The 23,401-nt window shown below is 40.4% G+C and carries 10 protein-coding genes and 1 pseudogene; 3 read left to right on the forward strand and 8 right to left on the reverse strand.

What is annotated here, in order from left to right:
- Positions 1-510: pseudogene (locus tag NWQ57_RS10580) on the forward strand (beta-galactosidase); the annotation flags it as partial.
- A 91-nt stretch (positions 511-601) separates the two neighbouring features.
- Positions 602-1,585, forward strand: coding sequence for a heparin lyase I family protein (locus NWQ57_RS10585; protein ID WP_306022120.1), 984 nt, complete (start codon positions 602-604; stop codon positions 1,583-1,585).
- A 339-nt stretch (positions 1,586-1,924) separates the two neighbouring features.
- On the opposite strand, the gene NWQ57_RS10590 is transcribed toward NWQ57_RS10585, so the two are convergent.
- The 5 genes from NWQ57_RS10590 to NWQ57_RS10610 all read right to left on the reverse strand — a co-directional run bounded on the left by NWQ57_RS10590 (position 1,925) and on the right by NWQ57_RS10610 (position 11,591).
- The gene (locus tag NWQ57_RS10590) at positions 1,925-4,300 is read right to left on the reverse strand and encodes an alpha-L-rhamnosidase C-terminal domain-containing protein (protein ID WP_306022121.1); all 2,376 of its coding nucleotides are present in this window, start codon (positions 4,298-4,300) and stop codon (positions 1,925-1,927) included.
- 532 nt (positions 4,301-4,832) lie between these two features.
- A complete protein-coding gene (locus tag NWQ57_RS10595; protein WP_306022122.1) occupies positions 4,833-5,750 on the reverse strand; it encodes a ThuA domain-containing protein in 918 nt (305 codons plus the stop codon).
- An 83-nt stretch (positions 5,751-5,833) separates the two neighbouring features.
- The gene (locus NWQ57_RS10600) at positions 5,834-8,674 is read right to left on the reverse strand and encodes a family 78 glycoside hydrolase catalytic domain (protein WP_306022123.1); all 2,841 of its coding nucleotides are present in this window, start codon (positions 8,672-8,674) and stop codon (positions 5,834-5,836) included.
- A 39-nt stretch (positions 8,675-8,713) separates the two neighbouring features.
- Positions 8,714-10,150, reverse strand: coding sequence for a sulfatase (locus tag NWQ57_RS10605; RefSeq protein WP_306022124.1), 1,437 nt, complete (start codon positions 10,148-10,150; stop codon positions 8,714-8,716).
- 241 nt (positions 10,151-10,391) lie between these two features.
- A complete protein-coding gene (locus tag NWQ57_RS10610) occupies positions 10,392-11,591 on the reverse strand; it encodes a glycoside hydrolase family 105 protein (RefSeq protein WP_306022125.1) in 1,200 nt (399 codons plus the stop codon).
- A 548-nt stretch (positions 11,592-12,139) separates the two neighbouring features.
- Here NWQ57_RS10610 and NWQ57_RS10615 point away from each other — a divergent pair.
- Entirely contained in the window at positions 12,140-15,178 is a 3,039-nt protein-coding gene (locus NWQ57_RS10615; RefSeq protein ID WP_306022126.1) for a TonB-dependent receptor, read from the forward strand.
- Between the two features lie 547 nt (positions 15,179-15,725).
- On the opposite strand, the gene NWQ57_RS10620 is transcribed toward NWQ57_RS10615, so the two are convergent.
- The 3 genes from NWQ57_RS10620 to NWQ57_RS10635 form a co-directional block, all read right to left on the reverse strand.
- Positions 15,726-16,253, reverse strand: a complete 528-nt coding sequence (locus NWQ57_RS10620; RefSeq protein ID WP_306022127.1) for a PEP-CTERM sorting domain-containing protein — start codon at positions 16,251-16,253, stop codon at positions 15,726-15,728.
- A gap of 21 nt (positions 16,254-16,274) precedes the next feature.
- Positions 16,275-19,241, reverse strand: a complete 2,967-nt coding sequence (locus NWQ57_RS10625; protein ID WP_306022128.1) for a BNR-4 repeat-containing protein — start codon at positions 19,239-19,241, stop codon at positions 16,275-16,277.
- Positions 19,242-19,941: 700 nt separating this feature from the next.
- Positions 19,942-22,944 (reverse strand): sugar-binding domain-containing protein, encoded by a 3,003-nt coding sequence (locus tag NWQ57_RS10635; protein WP_306022129.1) that lies wholly within the window; start codon positions 22,942-22,944, stop codon positions 19,942-19,944.
- Between the last annotated feature and the right edge of the window lie 457 nt (positions 22,945-23,401).

Genomic DNA, 23,401 nt, shown 5'->3' on the forward strand with positions numbered 1-23,401 from the left:
GACACGGTTTATGCAAAAGTAATGGTTAACGGCAAACTGGTATTGACCATGCAACAAAGCTTTGGAGATGGTGTAGGTATTTTCTGGGGAGATAAAAACTCAGCCAATATGTGGGTGGGACGTGGTTTGTCAATGCAAGGCGAAGCGGCTGAATATAAAGGCGGGGCCGCTGCCGTTACAGATGCCCATGGTGTGCATGGTGGAGGCTATGGCACCTTCAACCAAAAAGAGGGGAGCCTGTATTGGTACCATGAAAATGATGGGGCAGAAGGTCTATATAAAGCTGTATTCCGCTATACCCACAATGATAAAAATTCCAAACGTCCGCTGGCAATTTACATCAACAATAAAAAAGCAACGGTTATTGAGTTTGAACCCACTGGTAGTTGGGATAGTAAATGGAGTGAACAAGCGGTGGCTGAATTCACTTTGATAAAAGGAGCTAACCACATTGAGTTTAGAACCCTAGGTGAAAGTGGACCGAATATCGATCAATTCAGCTTAGAATAAAACTTTATTCTAAGTAATTTACTTCCCTTACTTAGCGATAAGAAGGGGCGTTTTGTGATGTAGAAAATAAGTCTAAAGAGGCAAATCGAAAATGTATAGAGACATTCTTGTGCTATTTGTTCTGGCCTTGGCGCTATCAGCCTGTGCTAACACTGAAAAGAGTAAAACAACGGAATTACCAAAGCAACATTATCCAGTAGGTGCCAGTGTTGCGGGTACTGATCCGCTAGTTCGAATTTCGCCATTGTCGAGTGAATCCTTTGAAGGCGGAGGCTGGAATGCCGGTCGATTGTACGCTACTTATCATCCCGGATATGATGAAAGTCTACCGAAAAATTTCCGTTTTACCCAATTTCAAGGGCCACACTCCTTTGTAGCTGAACGTAACATCACTCGTTTAGGTAATTATTCGGCCCGATTGCATTGGAAACATGGTAATCCTGCTAAATGGAATCGCGATCCAAATAAGCTAGATAACGAAGATCGTAAAGCTATGCTCCATGGTAGCAATGCCAGCAGTATCACGGCAACCGTATGGCACGGCTTTAGTGTCTACTTTCCAAGTGATGGTACTGAACTTAGCGATAGCCAAGACCCATTATTTTTTCAATTACATGGCGCGCCAGACACTACAAAAGAAGGTAAAGAGCCCGGTCGAAATCCGCCTTTGGCACTCACCATTACCAATAAGGGTTTTGATGTAGGTTATGGTTGGGATGCAAGAAAATTCGCCAAAGATACTGGCGGGCAAGGCCGTAATAAATTTACTGTGCCGCTTGATATTAGCAAGTATAAAGACCGTTGGGTAGATTTTGTAATTCAAGTGCGCGCTAATCCGTTTGCAGAAAAAGGCTTTATCAAAATGTGGATAGACGGTAAACAAGTGGCTAGCAGAATCAATATTCAACTTGGCTATAACGATGATAAGGGGCTTTATCCTTCTTGGGGCTGGTATCAAACAGGCAAGAACGCTGAGCGTGATTCCGATATGATCCTTTATTTAGATGAAATTCGTCATGTAGAACATCTTGATGCTGATTATTATGACGTAGCTCCAGGATATTTTGCCAAATAATAAGCGACGATTTACCCAAAGATATTTACTACTTGGCCACGAATTCATCATATGTATAAATTTTAAAATTACATCAACCATCTTGCCTGCTTCGCCGAGGGACTTGTTGGGATAACAGTCCAATGGAGCGAATTGACAGATTGTTTTACTGAAACTATGCAAGCCGACAGGAGCGCCATACAAATTACACTCAGGGACAAAAGCCAAGGTCGAAAGACCAGAGTCAAAGGTTGTTTAGAACCAATTTGCATTAAGTGCCTCAAATGAGTTGTGAAATAAGGACAAACACCTCTTTGCAGTGCATGCCCTTTTTAAATTTCACGTTGCTAATGACTGTTACTAATTGGCTTTAATAAACCAACGGCCATCAATAACTTCAAACTTAAGGTATTTTTCATCTTCACCAACAAATTTAATACCTGCGTGTTGTTTTGGTTGCTGCCCAGTTGTTTGGAACACCTCATCACCATTTACGCTGACGTTATTGATGGCAAAGTGGTGTTTGGGGATACCAACCACAGCCCTGGTACCTTCCGGAATTGTTAACGCTAGGCTGATTTCGCCATTAGTGCGGTTTATTTCAACTTCAATATCACCTTGCACACTCGGTACAAGCTGTTTTACCCGTTTCATGTGTGCCATATTCGGCATGATTTGGAAGGTTTTCCATGCGACTGATGTTGGTTCTATACCAACAATATACTGACTTAATACCGTGCTAGGTGCGTTCCAAGCATGATTTTCAGTTCCACCACCCGTCATATATTCGGTTAATGTTGAACGTTCTTTATTATCAACTTGTGCTCCATACCGTGTTTTCATTCGGGCAAGGGCATCGTCGTAACGTCCAGCTATCGCCATGGCGTTATAAACCATCCATTCGAAATGCGGACTAGCAAAATGATTTGGTATTAGCACATTATCAACGATTTGTGCATATTGCTCTGGCTTCGCCAAACCAAACAATATGGCGACTGCATTAGCACGATCATCTTTAAATTCTGCCGGATTACTGCTGAAATAACCGTCTTGCCAATATTCCTTTTGATAGGCTTGTTTGATAGATTTAATACGCTCATCATAAAAATCAATATGTGTATTATCTGCCAGCTCTATTGCCATTTTCTTAGCTGCAAGCAAAGCGCTGAAATATAAGGCATCCTGAATGGCTGAATAGTCAATGGTCTCTTGTGGTCCCCAATCTGTCCATTTCCAATCACCTGTTCTAAAAGTCGCCAAACCGTTGTCTTTGATGTCCCACAAGGTTAAATATTTATGTACATAAGGGTAGGCGTAAGCAAGGATTTCTTTGTCACCGGTATTGAAATAATAATGCCAGATACTTTGCTCAATAAATTGTAAGCTTTGCGCTGGTAACTCACGAAAACGGCCCGGCCCTAAACCAGCAAATATGCCTGATTCAGAGTCACTAAATGCCATGGTGACTTTAATGGCTTTTTTGAGTAAATCCCGGCCGGGCTGATCCATTGAATAGAATAGATAACTGGCTTGGTCGGCAACGTCGCCAATCCATAAACCACGTTCACGGTCGGGTGTATCCATAAAATTGTCTCGAGCACAAATGTACAAGGTATTTTCAGCCATTTGCCAAATACGCGTATACCACGCGTCGTCAGATTCAAAGTGGCCAGGTGTATTGCCAACCCCAGTCCATCGGTATTTTAAGCCATGCACTGTTACGCCTTTAGGAAAGGTAAATTCGATAATTCTGCCATTAAACCACGAATAAGACTCAAACTTCTGGCGACCAGATTTGGTAGTATAAAAAGCCTCAATAGGGTTCAAGCGCATGTTAGATTTAATATGAACTTTAAGACCTTCTTCTGCTTCAATGTCAAAATATGGCGTAATATTTTTATTAAAGTCTAACTGGCACTTGATTGTGGTGCCGTCACTTACAAATGGAAAATCAGACGACTGAAAATTTGTGCAATTTGCCAAACCATAATTCGTCAAAATCGGTATTTCGCTTGGAAAAAGCTCATAAAACGGAGCAGATGGAGGACTATGTCTACCGCTTGCGGCAGGCCATTTGGAGTCATCAAAATCTGACATATACCATGCATCACTTGTCCAATCGCGCATATCTTGACGCGCGTCATAATTAACGCTCCAGGCCGCAGCATAGACCGACTTTTTTTTCTCTACGGGTAAGTATGCAAGATGCTTTTTGGCTTTCCATGTATCATCAGAAATAATGCGTTGCTGGCCAACTTGTGCTTGAAAAATGAAACCGGGTCTTTGCGATGAAACATGTGTACCTTTGGTACCATTATCACCGTAATACCACACCAGTGCTGCAATGGTATTACTGCCTTTTTTCAAATACTTTTTAATATCGACTTGGTCGTAGTATTTGTTTGAGGCTATCGCAAAATTATCTACTCTAGGGGATGGTTTTACCGGTGATGGGCCTCCTGTAAAACTGCCTTCAAACACCACCATTTCACCATTAATCCACAACCAGTATTTGGAATCAGCACTGATATAAGCTGTCGCCGCCTGATGAATATCATCCAGCGTCACTTCTTTACGAAAAGCTACCCAACTATTGGGTTCAACGAATCTTTCACTAGTCCATATCCATTTGGCTGTCCAATTAGTGAGATCTGATGACACAGCAAGCAATGGCCACGAATTAAGAATCAGAAAACAAACTAATAATACAGAAAAATGTCGTTGTTTAGCTCTCATGTCATACCTTCAAGTTAAAATTAAACGGCTAGTCTATGCAGTTTTGCTGGAGACCTAAGATAGAAAAAATCAATAGAGTCCATCATATTTAGCTAGCATTAGGTCATTGTTCTGAATATCTCTTCAGGCAATATAAATCATTTTTCTTCATTTTATTTACATAAAAAATCATTTTTGCTACATAATAAATCAATAATTAAAATGTGAAATCATCTTTTATTAGCCATATTCAGCTCAAAAAATTAAGGTAGTATTTGTTTTAACAGCAGATTTCTTTGAAAAAGGGTAATTGACAACACTACAGTTTGGAGAAAAGGAATTAGCCGCAACTATCTGGATGATGTGAATTAATATTGCAATTCACTCATCAAACAATAAGAGGAAAACCAATTAAAATGACTTTGCAAGCTGCTCTTCTAGGAACATTATGGTAGTTAAGTAATGATCGAAACAATGGGTGCCTTTCCTTGCTAGCTATGATTTATAACGCCTAGTTTATAGACATATTTATCAACTTATTGGATAGCAGTAATTACAACGTAACCTCCCCGCTCGCCGCCCATTCAGTGCCTTTTAACAAGCTCAACATAAAATCGGAATTTGTAAACGCGGGCTCGTCATGACCAAGTGTGGTGTGAAAAACCCTGCCTTTTTTATAGCTTATCGCCATTAAAATAGGCTCATGACGTCCGGATCCATTAAATTTTTTGTCGTCATAAGCGCTTGCTAATACGGTCATGTTTTTTGCCGGCCCACGTAGTCTGTTATATAATTCGTCTTCACTTTGTTGCCAAACACTTGGCATATTTCGTGTAATTGGATGAGATTTATCCCGAACTACAACCTCAAATTCATGACGCTGACCATGTCCCCCTGCGTCACCAATTTGATTATCAATAATTTGATTTCCAGCTTCGTCAAAATAAACGTAAGGTCCATCTTTTTCATTTCTGCCACCCCATCCACCTAAGCCAATCATTTCATTATAGGATTTCCAGTTTGGAAACGAATTGTTAGCAGCATGCACACTAACAAACCCACCACCGGACGCGACAAAGTTTTCAAACGCAAGTTGGGTAGACTCTGGCCAAGGAGCAGCTTTCCAACCAAAATTTGAAATAACAACGTCATACCTTGAAAAGTCGGGAGTAAACTGCGGGTCAGTTTTTGGTTGAGGCAAGTCTTGATAGTGCTTACCATCGTCTAAAGAAAACTCTTTTAGTAACTCTCCTCCATTCCACGTATAGAGGGTACGATAGACATCAACCTCAAAGCGCCCAGTTTGCATTAAGGCATGCTTCATCAACTGCGTGGATTTCGGCCAAATTTTGTGATTGTTTTGCCCATCAATTATTAATACTTTTAATGGCTCGTTGTTCCCTGCTAGAGCGCCACATCCTGCTAGTAACAAGATCATAATGCTGCAAGTCATGCTTCTGATAGTTATCATAATCCTGTCCTTATAACGTCTAGTTCGTAATAAACAAATATTCTTCAGCAATCGTCTTTTAAAAAGCTAAGATAAAGCTCGTGTTATTTACCTTGGTGGCTAATTACAAAAGTGTAGTCACCAGGCATCAGTAGTTGTTTAGGTTTATTTGGTAACATCAGCCAGGCCTCAGAATTGTTGGGCACAGTAGTCATAAAAATGATGTCTTTTTCACGCCTTTGCCAACTACTTTTTATCTCGCCATACCCCGTGGTAAAGCTGACGTTAATTGAGTCTAAGTCTTTCGGAAATACCGGTTTAAGCTCAAAGGTTTGAAAGCCAACGGTGTCTTTTAGTGGACGAATGCCACCCAAACCTTGATAGAACCATCCATCATAACCACTATGAAATGGATGACTTAATGAGCGCAATGGGCCGCGCTTCTGAGTTGGGTCAAACGCTCCTTTGCGCTCCCATAAAGTCGTCCCATTTAATTCATCAAATAAGTAGGAAAAACCTGGGTATCCCTTGGCTTTAAAGATATTAAAAGCCGTATCGGCATAGCCATAATCGCTCAAAGCTAAATACAAATAGGTTTGTCCCAATGCGCCAACAGATGAATGACCTTGCCATTTTTCTACTACGTCTTTATTCAAGGCTTCGGCCACACTTTGGCGTAACTCAAGCGGTGTAATACCAAATTGCAGCGCCATAGCATCAGCCGTTTGACTACCATAATGGCCTGTTTGAGGATCATAAAAAGTAGTGTGAAAACCATGACTCATGTTTTTATATAAGCTCTGGTATTTTTCTGCATCTTGGGTATTACCTAACACTTGAGCTATTTGGCTCATAAAGTTTGCAGCTTGAGTAAATAGCGCGGTACTGGTTACAGTCGTACTAGTCCATTGTGGAGTACCACGGCCACCAACTCTCGACATCCCAGGAGACGGCACAGGATCACACCAATCACCATAACCTTCTGAAATCAAATAATTTGACATTTGAGTTTGCCCAAAATCCATAAATTTACGCAAACTTTTATATTGCTTTTGCAATACCTGAATATCGCCATGGTGACGATAATGCTCCCAAGCAATAAACACTTCAGCCACTGCCCAATCAACTTTTTCGCCACCAGTTCGCTTACCGGGAACGACCGTAGGGGCAATTTTCAATGCAGTTTGAAAATCACCTAAGTATTTTGGCCAAAAAGTTTCCATATTGAAGTTGTAGTTACCAGTGATAAGCGCAGCATGAGCATCACCTGTCCAACCCGCTTTTTCACGAATAGGACAATCTAGAGGTACACTCATTAAGTTGCTTTCATAGGTCCATAAGGCGGTATGGTGTATGCGATTAAGCAAGGGATCAGAGCTTTCAAATTCACCAACACGTGTGACATCACTACGCACCAAATGGGCAGTTAATGCCTCTAGTGGTGGCTGTTTAGTCAAGCCTGTTACTTCAACATAACGAAAGCCATGCCATGTGAAGCTTGGAGTCCAAGATTTAGCATTGTGCTCACTGGCAATGTATCCATCTACTGCGTTGAGGTTAGTAGCCCAGCCTCCCCCACTTAATTGACTGATATTGCCTTTGCCGTCTTGCCACTCAGCAAAACGTAAATATACTGCCTGCCCTTTGACTAATTCTAATTTATCTAAATTTAGAGTCGGTATTCCTGTAAAATTTTGTCCAAAATCAAACACCCAAACGTTTTTTTTTGGCTGAAGCACGCTAACAGGCAACATGGTTTTAACAGGGCGAATGGGCGGCAATAATTGCGGCTCAAGTTGTTTAGTAGGCCAGCTTGCTAACTCCTTTGCAGACTTCCAATTGGCCTTATTAAAATTTTCTTGCACCGTGTGCCAATTAGCTACCGCCTTTGATGCATCATACAACTCGCCAGAAAATATGCCTTCTTTTACGACAGGCGATGGATGACTAAGCCAATTTTCATTCGAGCTGACTAATTGAGTACTACCGTCACTAAAGGTCAACTGTAATTGGGCAATAAATGTAGGCTGGCCAAAGGTATAGGTTTTTCTGTCTTTTTTGTCAGTAGTGGCATCGGGATTTACCCACCCGCTAAAAGCAATATCTTCGTCGTACCAACCACTGCCTAAATGCACACCAATTACGTTTTGGCCCGAGTTTAGCAAGGTCTTAACATCATCGGTGTTATATAAAATTCGTTTATCAAAATCAGTTTGGCCAGGATCCATAATACGATCTTTTACCGCTTTACCGTTGATGAATATTTCGTAATAACCACCGGCGGTGCTATGCAATTTGGCACTGACAACTTGCTTATCGATTGCAAATTCATGCCTAAACAAACTGGCGGTAGGCATAAGATGTAATTGAGGTACAGCAGTCTTAACAATTGTGCCGTCTTCTTTTTCTACTGTGCCGACCAATTCAACCCATTGAATCAGCCCCTCGCTTGGTATTGTCACTTCAGGATTAGGCACTTGCAGCCACTTGGCTTGCCAGTCAGCGTTATTTAATAAGCCCATTTCCCATCGGCCTATTTCACTCCATTCATCGGGACTATTCGCACCTTCTGGCCATACTCTGACACGCCAAAATCCACTGTCGTTGCTCTTTAACTCTTTACCTTGATAGGTAATGTTTCGCGATTGTTTAGCTAACACTTTGCCACTATCCCACAAATCAGCTAGATCATTGGTCAATTTTGCGTGCGTTGTAGCTACTTGAATTTGATAAGCAGACTGCTGTTTCACATTAGCCAACCAAGATAAGCTAGGATGAAGATTATGCACATTTAATGGTGTGTGATTACCCTCTACTAATAAACCTGATGGCTTAACTATATTTTGTGCCCCAGTGGGGGGCTTTATACCAGCACTTTGTTTTGATGGTTCTGAACATCCCACTAATCCAAGACAAATAAAGGTGGATAACAATATTTTCTTCATAAATCTTAACCTTAGTGACTTTGCTTCAATTCAAGCATGTTAGTTTTGTAACACTTTTCTAGATCTAATCGGATACCAAGCATTCAGTTTCTCAGATAGATGTTTGACTAATTCAGGATTCTGAGTTGCCAAATTAGTTTCTTCGTGTTCGTCTGCCAATAAATTATATAAACGGGGTCCACTAAGGTCGTGTTTATGGTAGTCCTGATAACTTACATTTTTACCATCGTAACTTAATATTAGTTTCCATTGACCCTCGATAACCCAGCGATAAAGGAGCGTCGATTCTAAATCATTTAAATCGTCCATATCATGGGCAAAGCCTTCACCAAAAATAGTATCCCGATCAATCGGAGTTTCGTTTTGCATATCAACAAATAAATTTTTACCCGGTAAATCACTTGGTACATCAATTCCTGCCGCAGCTAAAATCGTTGGCACAATATCAATGCTGCTCACTAACTCAGGGCGCATTTGCGCTTTAAGTTTGCCTGGCAGTGAGAACATAATCGGCGTACGTACCCCACTTTCGCCAGGGCTTTGTTTAGATAGAGGTAAAAAAGCACCTGTTTTTGTCGGATTCGTCACCCAACCATTATCAGATACGTACACAATCAAGGTATTTTCTCTAAGGCCTTTCGCCTCAAGGTGATCGATTAATTGGCCATTCGTTTCATCAAACCACTCAATCATGGCGTAATATTTAGCTATTGAGACAGGCAGATCTTTATCTAGGTATTTTTCTAAAATACGCTGCGGTGGGGTATGAGGTGCGTGAGGCATATAAGGTGCATACCATACTAAGAATGGTTTATTTGCTGCGCTAGATTTATCGATAAAGTCAGTCACTTCCTTAACTCCTTCGCGTCCGATTTTAAGTCCAATATCTCCATGACGCCCACCTGGCTGAGGAAATCCACGCGTCATACCTTCGTCAAAGCCACCTCGTTGATAACTACCTTCCCACCATTTTCCTGATTGGAATGACACGTAGCCTTTTTGTTTTAACAGTTGTGGTAATGTGGCGACTTTGTCTATTTTAGCAATAATGTCCGCTCTCTGAATTTCGTATTCAATCCCGCCTTTTCCGCCAGGTAACAGACGTGACGGATCGTTACCAGTGATACCATGTTGTGAGGCGTAATAACCTGTAGCGATAGTGGCAAGTGACGGACGGCACAATGAAGTAGGCACATAACCTCGTTTAAAGGTCACTCCTTCGTTGGCCAATTTGTCTAATGATGGCGTTTTAACAACTTCATGCCCCATGAACCCATAATCATTCCAAGCATGATCATCCGATAATATCAATAGAATATTAGGTGGAGTTTTAACCACTTCTGCGATGCTAACTTGTGCAATCTTTTGATTTGCACAAGCACTCACCAGCAGAACGACCGCGGTACAAACAATGGGTAAAAATGTTTTATGGCTTGTATATTTTGCAAAAAAATTATTATTTTGAAGACTTTGCATAGTAACTTTCCTAATTATTGAGCTTGCTGCATTCCAGTATTTTTATTGTTTAGCCCTAATGATTTTCTTAGGGTTAGATCTCAAGTTCCCAGTATTACTTTAATATGTTGAACATTAGGATGACCTATACGGTATGCATCACGGTATAAAAAATGTTCATCGTTCCGAACATCACCTGCCGATTAAATCAAATGGCGGCCTGTGCACTGAGGGGGACTATGAACCTTTTAATTGGTAATTTTTACTCTTTCCAGCGACTCATTTCCGAGGCGGCGAGTAGTACAGCGCCAACACCGTAAAACTGGGTATCTGCTTGCTTAACGGTGTCAGGTGAAGCACCGACTTGTTGCACCCAATTTACGCGACCATCTTTAGCAATGGCTTGAGTTAAGGCATTCCACCCTTTTAACGCCGCTTGTTTGGACTTCGCATCAGTCAGAACAGCGTTATTTACCCCCCACGCCAAGCCATAGGTTATAAAGCCAGTACCACTCGTTTCTGGCATATCAAATTGCTTGGCATCTTTTAAAGATGAAGGCCAATAACCTGCTGAGGTCTGCTGTGCAATCAGGCCTTTAGCGTGAGCTTTAAACAATTCAATATACTTAGATTTAGAAGGATGATTGTCTGGTAGTGCTTCAATAATCAAAGGTAATGCAGCAAAAACCCAGCCATTGCCTCTACTCCAAAATACAGGTTCGCCATTGGCTGTTTTCATATCAAAATAGTTGCTATCGCGATAAAAAAGATTGTGATCTTTGTCAAACAAATAATCTACTGTCGCCCAGAACTCTCTATCCCCATATTCAAAATACTTTGCATCCCCGGTAATATTGGTAAGTTGCAGCCATACTCTTGGCGACATAAATAAGGCATCTGACCAACACCACCTCAACTGACAAGGGTTGTGATATCCCGGTATTTTTTCATCTGTTTTTATCCACTCAAGTGTTACCTTAGGTTGACTCTCAATTATTTGATCGAATATTTTTTGCACGTGCTGATAGGGTTTATTTTCTTTGCTCTTTTGCGCTAACCAAAGATAAGTTTGGGCAATTGCATGGTCATCTGCATGCAATGGGCGTCGCTCATCAATTTTAAAATCATTTTCTGCGGCTATCGCTTGGATATGCTGCAAAATATTGTTGTCATTCGACGTATCAGCCCATTCGGTAAGACCAATATAAAACGCAGCTTGTATCCACCAAAGTGGACTGGACGAGCTTTTGTGATACCTCTCATCTAAGTAGTCAAACTCCTCTAAGTGATTAAGTTGCCAACTTGCGACTTTATTACCGATATTAATCGCATGTTCTTGGATGTTTTTTTCACTATTGCTCAAAGATGAAGTAGAGGTAGTTGTCGTTTTACTGCAAGCACTCAAGATACAAACCATCAAACTAACAACTGAAGTCATGACTAAAATACGTTTTTTATACATTATTTACATTCTCTAATGATTAATTTTTAAACACACGTTTTCGTTGACTACGTAAAAACATAGATCAACGCTTAAACAGAGTCGGAAATAAGGGAAATTTCATCGTGTCAATTTTGGCCTCTATTTGGCCTCCAAATAACCAGAAAACCTACACTAAACACACATCATTTTAACCTAAATTACATCATAACAACGATTAATTGTGACTGTAAATGGAATTTAATGAACAATACATGCATTACGCTTTACTATTTAAGCGTTGAATAAAAAATAAAAATGTAGCCTTAAATTGCTATAGATAAGACTGAAACCCTCACTATACGTGGTTTATCCATTGCAAAACCATCTCATCATCAGGCAATTAAATATTTTTCAGAAACAAAACTTACAAGTCACCAAAAATCATATAAAAACAACAAGAGTCACACAAGTATTCAAATACGATACTTGTTGGTTATATATGACCAATGTTGTTTGATTTTTGTTAAATAAGCCTTTAAATTTAACACATTAAATACACATATTTAACGACCACCAAGGACACATAAATGAAAAAGTTATTAAATAAAAAACTTAATTTGGCTATAGCGATTGCCGCTGCGCTCCATGGCATTCCAGTGGCAGCAATAGCCCAAACTAACGATAATTCCGGTGCCAATGACGACCTTGAGATAATTGAGGTTTCGGGGATACGTAATGCACTTGCCAGTGCCTTAGCTGAAAAACGCAGTTCAGCCAACATTAAAGAAGTGATTCAAGCCGAAGACATCGGTAAGTTACCCGATAACAATCTGGCCGAAGTACTTGAAAACATTACCGGAGTACAGATTACGCGTAGCTCTGGCGTAGGTACTGGTGTTCAAATTCGTGGTACGGGTGATAATAGAGTCGAAATTAATGGTGTGTCTTCTGTTAGTTCTGGCGCCGGTCGTACAGGTATTAGTTTTGATGACTTACCGGCAGCATTAATTTCCTCATTAGAAGTAACTAAAGTACCCGAAGCCAAAACAGTTGAAGGCTCTGTCGGTGGTACTATTAACCTGAGAACCTTACGTGGATTAAGTCTTAAAGAGCAATTAGTGCAATTTCGTGTTCAAGGTGAAAATAGCGATTTAGCTGATAGTACAGTACCCAAAGTGTCGGGCACCTTTGGTGATAATTGGCAAACTGACTTTGGTAAAATTGGAATCGTATTAACCGGTAGTTATGCAGAACAAGATGTGGCTTCTATTACCCCTCGCTTTGACCGAGATCGTGTTGTCACTCCTGATTCAGGTAGAGCCAGTGCCGAACCCTTCGCTTTTTTGCGTACCCAGTTTTTGGCGCAACCTTTTTTGGCCTACGACTATGAAACAAAGAACTTTACTGGCTCGATCGAGTTTCAGCCTAATGACGATTTAAAGTTCTATTTTGATGCAACAGTTAACGACCAAGAACGTGCACAAAAAAGCTCACGTGCCTATTTCTCTGGTACTGGGGCCAACCCCGTTATTGACAATACCACTAACACCGGTTTTGAGACTATTGACTTAGGCAGTGTGGATGGGCAGTTTGGTACCTTAAATTTAGGTGAAGTTACTGTTGTTACAAGCGGCATTATTGGCATTGGTGGCACTGATCCTAATTTACGAGTTAGTAATGATACTTCATCTCGATTAACCCAAAGCCGAGTATTTGCCCTAGGCAGTGAGTGGAGCGCAGATAAATTTAAATTAAGTGCAGAGGTTTCTTATTCTGACTCAGAAACTGATTTGCCCTCGCTCAACTCTGAGCTGGATTTTATTAATCCCAATACCACTCAGCCTGGTCCAGGCACAGCAAACGATAATGGTACACCCGCTATTTTCAATATTTCAGGTAATACGTTTGAATTTGGAATTGCCCAAGGGTTAGCAGAGTCACCAACTACCGCACAATTACTTGATCCTAATAATTATGCACTTAGGTCTGTTGGCAATAATCTAAATACCCGAGAAGGAAGCGAAGCCGCTGCCAGAGTCGACTTTATTTACGATATCTCTGAGACAAATCCCTTTTTTACCGACATTAAAGCTGGGGTACGCTGGAATAAAAGTAATTCAACAACCAGCAATAACCTCTCAAGCAATAACTTTGGTTCATATAACCGTCCACGAGCAAGCTTGTTTGAAAGTATTATCACGCCAGGAGCCAATAACTTTAATGGAGCAGATGATAGAACCTTATATATCCCTGATTACTTAACGATTGATAATGATATTGCATTTACCAATCCACAACTTGTGATTGATACCATTAACCAAGCGATTATGCAGAATAATGCCAATGTGGGTGCAACTGATAGTCTGCTGGCTACACCAACAATACAGATTTCGTCATTTTTTGACATAGATGAAGAGACCACGGCTGTCTACGTGCAAAGTGATTATGAGCTAGAGGTTAAGGACATTTTTATTAGCGGTAACTTAGGTTTGCGTTATGTAAATACCGACCTAACCTCTTATGGAACCAGCCTTGGAAATGCAGATCCTGTTACAGGTGAAGCCAGTATCATTCCAAGCTCTGTTAGCACAAACTACGACTTCTATCTTCCTCGTTTCAATTTAGTTGCTGAAGTAACAGAAGATTTCTTCGTAAGAGCGGGTGTTGCCCAGGATATCAGAAGACCAGATTTTGACTCATTGTCTACTTCTACGACCTTCTCCCCTAGCCCATCATCTGTGGTTAGAGTAGGTAATCCAGAACTAACGCCGGAAAAAATCTGGTCTTATGATTTATCTTTTGAATATTACTTTACCCCTTCGAGTCTTGTAAGTGTTGGTTTTTTCCATAAAGAAAGAAAAGACCTGATCACCAGAATACAAGATCAGCCAGATGAACCAATCGGACCAACTGGCCAAATTGAACGTGATGTAACTGCGCCTTGTGAAGGAGGAGGGATTTTTAATCCCACAGTTCCATGGCAGAACTTTAATGTCTTTTCTAGTCGCACAGACGTTACCGGTATTTGTGTAGCTAGACAGACTCAGCTCAATGCCAACGGCACTGAAACCCAAAGCGGCATCGAGTTAGCGGTTCAATATGATTTGGCTGAATTTGAAGATAGCCTCGGCTGGGCTTCAGGCTTTGGTATTATTGCCAACTACACCTATCAAAAATCCGGTGCTGGCTTAACCGATTTTCATATTGCTTCAGATGCAATTAATCAAATTTTGGGTCGTACCGATACCAATAACAGCACTGCGACCTTAGATGATGACGTAGTTACAGAACGCATTGTATTAGACAACTTATCACAAAATGCCTATAACATTACCTTGTTTTATGACAAACACGATTTAAACGCTCGCGTACGTTATACATGGCGTGATGCTTATACTCAGACCGAAAACGTCATGAGATTTAACGTTCCGCCCGTTATTGGCGCAAGAGGCCAGTTAAATGCGAGTATTGGTTACGATATTAACGAAACAGTATCGGTTGGTATTGAAGGTGTGAATTTAACCCGTGAAGACAGTACTAAATGGTGTTTCAATGAAGGCACACTGTTGTGTGAACAAGATATTACCGATCGCCGACTTACACTGGGTGTAACAGTTAAACTTTAGACCTTAATAAGTTTTACAACGATGTATAAAAACTCCGACTTTATGTCGGAGTTTTTGATTCGGTATAGCAATTCAAATTTAACTTGTTAAGCTCAAACTAAATCCACAAGCAGTTGTTACGGCACAGACATGTTTAATTGCTAGAGTAATGCCCTCCCCCCACCCATATCGCTATCTTAAAAGCCAAGGCGGTAAACCAAATCAATAGCAGGCCAACACCCCATTCGATTTTTTATCTTTTCACGCATTTTGCTAACTAATGGATTAGGCTACTTAAAGCAATTTTTCAGTTATCAGATTATAAAGACTAAATGTAAGGGCTTTTATACAGAACAAAAAAGCCAAAGGCAGAGCAGATGTGTGCAAGTAGGGAGTCTGGTTTTATAATAATACTTTGCTGCAAATTTCTAATTTAAGACTACGATTGTTAGCTCGTAAGGATGACAAAACGCTGGGAACTACAATGTAAAGCAATAAACCCACAGATAATTATAGTTATCTGTGGGTTTATTAATTTGAAATTAATTAAAGCTCCGACAGAGCGGGATTAAAGCCTAGCCCGTTTGCGCATTAAAAATAAACCGCCAATGAGCGAGAGTAATACATAACCCGATGGTTCAGATACAGATTGCGGTTCAACAATTGCACCAGCAAAATCGAAAGCAATGACATTGGTTAATGACAACTCAGCGACAACAGAATCACTTAAAGCAGTGAACTGCAGTTGCCCAAGCTTAAATGTTGTACCTAGAACATCGCTAAAACCATGCAAAAACCCTAGGTTGATATAGAAAATACTGGGGTCAAAAATATCACTGGAAACAAGACCAAATGCACCGAAACCGATAATTTCTGGCGAATCACTCCAACTAAACTCATCTAATGTAAGTAGAGTATTATCAAAATAATAACTAATATCTAAGAAATCGACTGACGGATTTAAGTCATTTACAAAAAAGTCGATGCTTACCAAGTCACCGGTATTGTAATTAGCGTGATCGCTAGCGGTTGTAATCAAGCCTGCATGGGAATTAAAGATAAATAAAAATGTTACTATTGCTGCTATAAATTTCATTATAAGTTCCTCTGTATTTTATTATTCACTAGCACAACGACTGCGAGTACATAATCTCGATAAACCTTGTAAATCTTGACTATTGATGCGCCCGTCATTATTGAAGTCCAATGCCATGTCTGTCAGTTCACCACGACTTGAGGCCACTCTAAACAATCTCATATCTATCGTATCAACATCCAAATCGCCATCCAAATCTCCGAGCATCGGTTTTGGGGCTACATCAAGTAATACCGTTGCTTCGCTCGTGCGATTATTACTGTCCGTTACCACTGCTTTAAACACATGGCTACCAGCAGGGATTGCTAACAATTCATTAGCGTTAAATTCATCACCCCAGGTAAACGGGGCTTCGTAAAGCTCTCGAATCAAGACCTCATCAAGATATAAACCAACACTGATTAGGTCTATATCATCAGTTGCTGTCTCTATATCAACGGATAGCGACAACCCTGTATATCCTTCAGTAAGTTCAATGTCCGATTCAATAAAGTTAATGGTAGGTGCAGGCAGAGGCTTAACGATCAATGTCATATAACCTTCGCCTTCTAAGCCGGTACTATCCTTGGCAACGGCCTTGAAAGTATGTGAACCAACACCTAAGGGATTTGGATTTGGAGAGTGAGTATCCAACCAGCCCATCGCACCAAGCTCATAAGGTGCTAAAGAGTGTCCAAAATTCCAGACAGGTCTGGTATCAACACGCACCAGCTCACCATTTTTATATAAGGTTACTGAGACAACTGAGCGTCCTTCCATTGGTGATTCAGCCTGAATAGTCACGGCTAGTTTTTCGTAACCTTCAAACACTGTCACAATTTCATCAGGGAAGACTACTGTGGGTACCTGCTCTAGCCCCTTGACAATTAGCGTCATGGTTGATTGACCTTCTAAACCTTCACTATCAGTAGCAACTGCGGTAAATGTATGAACTCCCACAGGTAAACCTAATAACTCAGCAGGTTTACTATTATGCCCCCAAAGGTAGGGCACGCTATTATCTGAACGGATCAGCGTATCATTGGCATACAAATCAACCTTAGAAATGCTACGGCCTTCAATAGGACTAGTTGCAGTTACGCTAAGTTTGAGTGAGGTGTAATCCATTTCCACTGTAACAGTTGATTCAGGAAAAGTGACAATGGGACGATTAGATAGCACTTCTAATGTCATTGTCGCGACACCCGTTAGACCTTCGCTATCCGTCGCAATAGCTTTAAAGGTATGCGTCCCGGCGGTTAATCCTAATAACTCATTAGGTTTACTTTTATGTCCCCACACAAAAGGGTCTGCAGAGTCAGTTCGGATAAAGTTATCATCAACAAACAAATCAACACTAACTATAGAACGATTTTCATCAGGACTGGTGGCAACAACTCCAAACGATAATTGCTCATATCCTTCATTGACACTCATGTTCGCTGACGGAAAACTAACGCTTGGTTTTAATGCGTCACTTTCAAGATCTAAGTCAATGATCTGTAAATGAAGAGGCATAGCCGTACCTTCTCCACGCTCCATCAAGTAGTAATAAACTTTCCCGTCTTTAATATCAATAGTGCCGTGGTCAAATTGAATGCCCTCAGTGGCTTCATAAACTCTGACAAAATTATTGGTACCACCTATGGTTTTTTCGACATAAGGGTATCCTGAGCTATTTAAGCCAACGATGTAGACGTTGTCTCCTGCTGTATAGATCTCAGTTGCGCCACCAAAATCGGTAGAATGAATAAATTCTTCTGCTCCTGCCGGCTTATAAGAATGGATATACACTTCCTCGTAGTCAGGACGATTTTTATTTGTTGAACGCACCAGACTTATAATATGCACATCACCTTTTTCTGTGACTGTCCAGTCAAAATCGCCAACAATATAAACAGAATTAGCTTCGGTATGACTTATAAAGTCGCCTGGTTCAAATACTTTAATTTCATCAGAATTCACAAGTGGGAAAGTCATACTTTCACCTTTATGATTTTTCCAGTCGCCGTTTCCTTCTGGATGATCAGAATAGGCATAATAAACGCCGTTTTGATAGGTGTATCTGTCGTTGTTATCACTACTGCGTTGCTGAAATCCTACTCGAAGTTTACCGTTGACATACTTCATGTTGCCATATAAGCCCCAATTGTAATCATTGCCAAAGTTTTTAGCGGTTACGACATTAAACGCAGTAAATTTTGACCACTTTTGTGTAGTTGCATCATAACGGTTAAACACGTATCCGCCATTATTATTACCCCCTAAGCGCATATACAATAACAAGGTGCCATCGGTATTTTCGAAGAATTTTGGATAAGTCAAACGGGCAAAATTACCTTTATCAGCTAAATTACCTGTCATAGTTAAGTGTTTGTAATCATCAGGACCTTGACTAACGCTGCTCGTATCTTTTACAAATTGATCTAAGGTAAATTGTTCATCAGGCACATCTGCAGCGCCCGCTACACTGAAAGAATAACGGAAATAGTCATTTTTAAACTTGCCACCATGATTGTTGTCATCATAGGCATGCATATCAAACACCATATGTATGGTCCCATTAATGGGGCTAACAGCTAGGCCAATAGTATTGTGTGATTCTCCGATATTAGGATCACCTCTGAAACCGGTATGTTTATGCGGAAATTCAATGGTTTTAGTAACACCCGTAGTGGTGTTATAACGCGATAACATGACGTGACGGTCATCTTTACCGCCACGGTACCAAGTCATAAAAACGTAGTTTTTATAGGGTTTAACAGAATCACCATGAGCAGATATATTACGCCCAAAAAAATAATCGTAAGTATCAGTAGAAGTATTAGCCGTGGCTAGGTTTCCGTAGTCGAGGCTTTTACCGTTAAAATGCAAGCCTTCATCAGAAATTTTTACTTGTTTTTCTAGCGTCACTTCTGCATTTGCGCCCTGCAGTGAACCTCCAATAAAGGAGGCCATGATCAACAGAGTTTTCAGTGGCGATATGCTTTTAATTTTAAAAAGTGTCATATGTTGCCTATTCGAAGTCAGTTCTAATAATTTCAGGTAAGGAAAACGGTATGGGAAATATCGTTAGATTTTCACACGCCTAATAATCCAGCTTTGATTGAGGTGATATCTATGTTCAACATTTTAAATTTAAACGTCACATGACACATGAAATAACAAAAATTAAACACAAAACATCAAATACGTTCACATTCTATTATCATAGCCCTTGCCAAATCAACCACAAACGATCAACTCAGGCCATATAAAATTAAATCAACTCACTTTTGCACATTTTTGAGCTAACTTTAGATGAAGATAAGTTAGAAAAAATGGAGCTGCTTACTGAGAGGCCATGTCGGCCACTTAACTGAAAGGTTTTACTTGGTGCTCATTCTTCAACTTAGGATGCCAGCAATTTCGCTCTTGAACGGTTACCACTTTTGACTTCGACAGGGATGATATTTTCTTCAATTGTTGCCAAAGTAAATTCGACTTCGGCGCGTGCGTCATTCCATGAATAATATGAGTCAACGCCAATGGCAGCGAAGTTGCCCGCGGACTTACCTAAATCGCGACCATGATATTCAAGTAAATCGGCATCATTTGAAGTCGAGTTATGATTACCAACTCAATCCGTCATTGTTATGTGCACGGATTAACGCAGGCTAAATCTAATATAAATAATGCGCCATAAACTTAATCCTGAATTTTATCAGTCTTAATGTTTTCCGGCTTTAGCTAGCACTGTATACATATTCGCTTTTTCTGGAACTATCTCGCCTGCGTCTGCGTTGCCTGCCATAATCACGCTGGTGCCAGCTTTAACAAAACGTTTGAAAATAGAACAGGTATTATTCGCTAACTCAATGTCGTCTTGAGTGTCTTGGAAATCCTCAAGAAATTCAGGTCTATCAGACAAAAGGTCATCATGACAGACCCATATAGTCATATCCTTACCTGCAATAAATTGTAGCTGGTCCCTTGCCCAATATAGTTTGTCAGCATTGGGTAAGCGTATATATTCAGCACCTACTAAATAGTTAGGAATACGGGTATAGTTAACCTCTTCATCAATGAAAGGCTTTTTACCCCAAAAAGCGTTGGTACGTAATACTGCTTTCTCTAAACCGGTATAGCTAAATTGTTTGAACAACTCGCTACGTGTCTCGGTATTTACAGATAATGGCGGTTGTGGTGGCAAGTACATAGGTGCCGGCTCAACAACTAAATTTTGCGCATAAGCTTGTGGCATAGTGGTACTTAAACCATTCTTAATATCTACAGCTTTAGAATTGACTTGTATAGTAGCATTGGCAAAACCTTCACGGCTGGCGGTAATGGTTACTGGTCCGGCTTCTAAGGTAGAGCGAATAGCAACACGATTAATACCAGATTCCATTTCTAAAAATAAGTTATTTGTACTTTTTTCTTTACCGCTATTGTAACCTCCACGCCACACAGCAGGACCTTCAACCTTAAAGGTAACCATACTTTGATCAAGTGGATAACGACGACCTTTTGCGTCAACTGCTTCAAAGTCTAACAATAAGAAGTCAGCACCGTTAGCTAACCAACCTTCTGGGCCGGTAATAGTGCTGAGTTTAAGCGCAACCGGTTGTCCGGCTGTTTCCTTTATTTGTGTAGCTTGTAGTTTGCCATCTATATAAGTTTCCGCTTTAATACTTCCGGCTTTAAAAGCAACGTTTGAAAACTTAAAAGTATAGCCATGTTCTGGGCTGTCGTTCGTCCCGATTAATAGGTCGTTTATATATAATTTAACCGACTGACCGTTTGATACCACAAACATATCTTTAACGGTTCCCTCATCGTAATTCCAGTGACCAACAATGTGTACTTGCGGCTCTGGTCGCCACATTGCCTTTGTGGTGAAAAATGCTTCTTTTGGTAATCGAACCGCATCAACTTCGCCACTGGCGCGAGTATTTTCGGTTGGATTACGGCCCCCATGCGTGCCGTCACTAAAGACCCAATTTGCACCACCTGAATGGTATGGTTTTTTACCCATTTTTTCCCACCAGTGTTCAACTTGACGTATTGCGAATTGCTCAGATGCAAATTTATAAACATTGCGTTTGAAACGAGGGCTTGTAAAGAAGCTATTGTCAGGTGAATATTTATCCCAAACACGGCGCGGACCTTCATCTCGGTTATATTCACTCTCAATTAGCGGTAAATGTGCATATTCACGCTCCCAACCTTCAGTGCCAATTTCAATAGAAATATAATCTTTAGACGATAACTTTACGTCGGCACGACGGTTACCCATTAAGCGGTTCCCTTTCGGGTCTAACTCTTTTATGGCCGATAAAATTGCTTGATAGTTTTCATGAGACTCAGCCCAATTCCCCCCTTCCCAAATCATGATACTTGGGTGATTACGGTAATAAACAAGGGTGTCTTTAAAAGCTGCGTAACGAATATCCCATGTTTCGCCAGAATCTTCTGATTCACCCGCTACTCCCGGCATCAAGGTAACAAATCCGTATTTGTCACCCATGGCGATCTCTGCAGGCGAACCTGCAGCATGACCCCAACGAATAAAGTTGCCACCTGCCTCATCCATTAACCGGAAGGTGAATTCACGCATCCAATCCGGCATAGCTGCTCCTAAGCCAGCCCAAGCACCAGTTGGTTTTTGTCCCCAGCCAGTGAGTTTTAGGTTTTCACCGTTAATCCAGAAACCAGTGTCTTTATTAAATTCAAAATCGCGAATGCCTAGTGGAGTTTTGTAACCATCGACTATTTGATCATCAATCTTTAAACGCGTAACGACGGTATAAAGGTAAGGATAACGGGTTGACCAAAGCTGCGGTTCATTGACCAAACCTTTAACTTCAAAATTAAAAATGCTGTTTGCTTGAACGGTTGAGCTTTGTTTTACCGTTTCTACTATATCGCCATCATTATTAACAATATCAGCGATTAATTCTATTTTCTGGCTTGTTGATAAGTTGTTTTTAACTTGCGCTTGCACGGTAACATCAGCACTTTCTTTACTGACGTTTTCGGTGAAAACATAAGTACCCACTGTTTTTAAGTTGTCGTACAACGGCAAGGTAATATGTACTGGATTCATAGTATGCAAAAATACGTTACGGTAGATACCACCATGAGTTGGGTGCCAATGTTCATGATTCCAAACTAACGGGAAGTTATCACGGAAATGGTCGTCACGTTCATTATTCACTTTTACCGCAATAACATTAGGATTACCATCAGTAGTAAGGTGTTCAGTTAAATCATAACCAAATGGAATGAAACCAGTTTGGTTCTTGCCTAAATGTACACCATTTAAATATACATCGGCAATTTGGCGAACTGATTCGAATTCGATAAATACTTTCTTGCCCGCTTCGCTTTGAGGCAGTGAAAATGCTTTGCGATACCAAACCGTGCCTCTAAATTGCCCCTTTTCACCGTTGTGGCCACCTTCGCTAAATTCATCAAAGGTATCAATATCATTAAATGTGTGTGGCGTGCTAACACGTTGCCACTGACTATCATCAAAATTTATGGCTTGAGCATTAGCCGTGTCTTCTTTGTTAAATTTCCAGTCTAAATTGAAATTAAATTTACTTCGCTGCCCTAGTTCAGCTTTGGCCAAAGATACCTTCTGGTCTTTATCATCAGTGTGAATGCAGCCACCCAAGGATAGCAGCAAGCTTACTATCGCCACTTGTAGAAGTTTAAATTTTGTCATTCATTTGCCTTTAACATTTGGTGGGTTTGCAGTTCTTTCACCACTGATTTTACTGGATATAAATAGTATCTTAGTGCTGCGGTGCATATTTTTCATTCAACTTTCTAATTAACATCAAGAGCATTGAGAAGTTACTAAGGCCTTTTACTTTTCAGCAGGCGAATCACTAAGTTAATCGAGGTGCTACGTAAAATTAATGTAAAAAAAGTACACTTGCCGGCATAACAAGTCAATAAATATCATTATCAATCTTTTTGTTGCATTTTTTAAAATACAGTCATGTAAAAAGCACAAAAATGTCGCTTTATTTTTATTCCGTTTACGTTCACATGCATGCCTTAATATAAAGAAAATTAGCCGTAAATATCGACAGTCTGGCTTTTCCTGATGTAAAACGACCGTTTCTGGTTACCATTGATAGCGGGACCAAAGGCACTATTTTCAAATAGATGCCATA

This window comes from Paraglaciecola sp. (assembly GCF_030730205.1).
GTDB lineage: Bacteria > Pseudomonadota > Gammaproteobacteria > Enterobacterales > Alteromonadaceae > Paraglaciecola.

Excerpts from the sequence above, each read along its gene's own strand:
- NWQ57_RS10585 (WP_306022120.1), top strand. The coding sequence starts at position 602 with ATGTATAGAGACATTCTTGTGCTATTTGTTCTGGCCTTGGCGCTATCA.
- NWQ57_RS10605 (WP_306022124.1), bottom strand. The coding sequence starts at position 10,150 with ATGCAAAGTCTTCAAAATAATAATTTTTTTGCAAAATATACAAGCCAT.
- NWQ57_RS10590 (WP_306022121.1), bottom strand. The coding sequence starts at position 4,300 with ATGAGAGCTAAACAACGACATTTTTCTGTATTATTAGTTTGTTTTCTG.
- NWQ57_RS10615 (WP_306022126.1), top strand. The coding sequence starts at position 12,140 with ATGAAAAAGTTATTAAATAAAAAACTTAATTTGGCTATAGCGATTGCC.
- NWQ57_RS10625 (WP_306022128.1), bottom strand. The coding sequence starts at position 19,241 with ATGACACTTTTTAAAATTAAAAGCATATCGCCACTGAAAACTCTGTTG.
- NWQ57_RS10635 (WP_306022129.1), bottom strand. The coding sequence starts at position 22,944 with ATGACAAAATTTAAACTTCTACAAGTGGCGATAGTAAGCTTGCTGCTA.
- NWQ57_RS10620 (WP_306022127.1), bottom strand. The coding sequence starts at position 16,253 with ATGAAATTTATAGCAGCAATAGTAACATTTTTATTTATCTTTAATTCC.
- NWQ57_RS10610 (WP_306022125.1), bottom strand. The coding sequence starts at position 11,591 with ATGTATAAAAAACGTATTTTAGTCATGACTTCAGTTGTTAGTTTGATG.
- NWQ57_RS10595 (WP_306022122.1), bottom strand. The coding sequence starts at position 5,750 with ATGATAACTATCAGAAGCATGACTTGCAGCATTATGATCTTGTTACTA.
- NWQ57_RS10600 (WP_306022123.1), bottom strand. The coding sequence starts at position 8,674 with ATGAAGAAAATATTGTTATCCACCTTTATTTGTCTTGGATTAGTGGGA.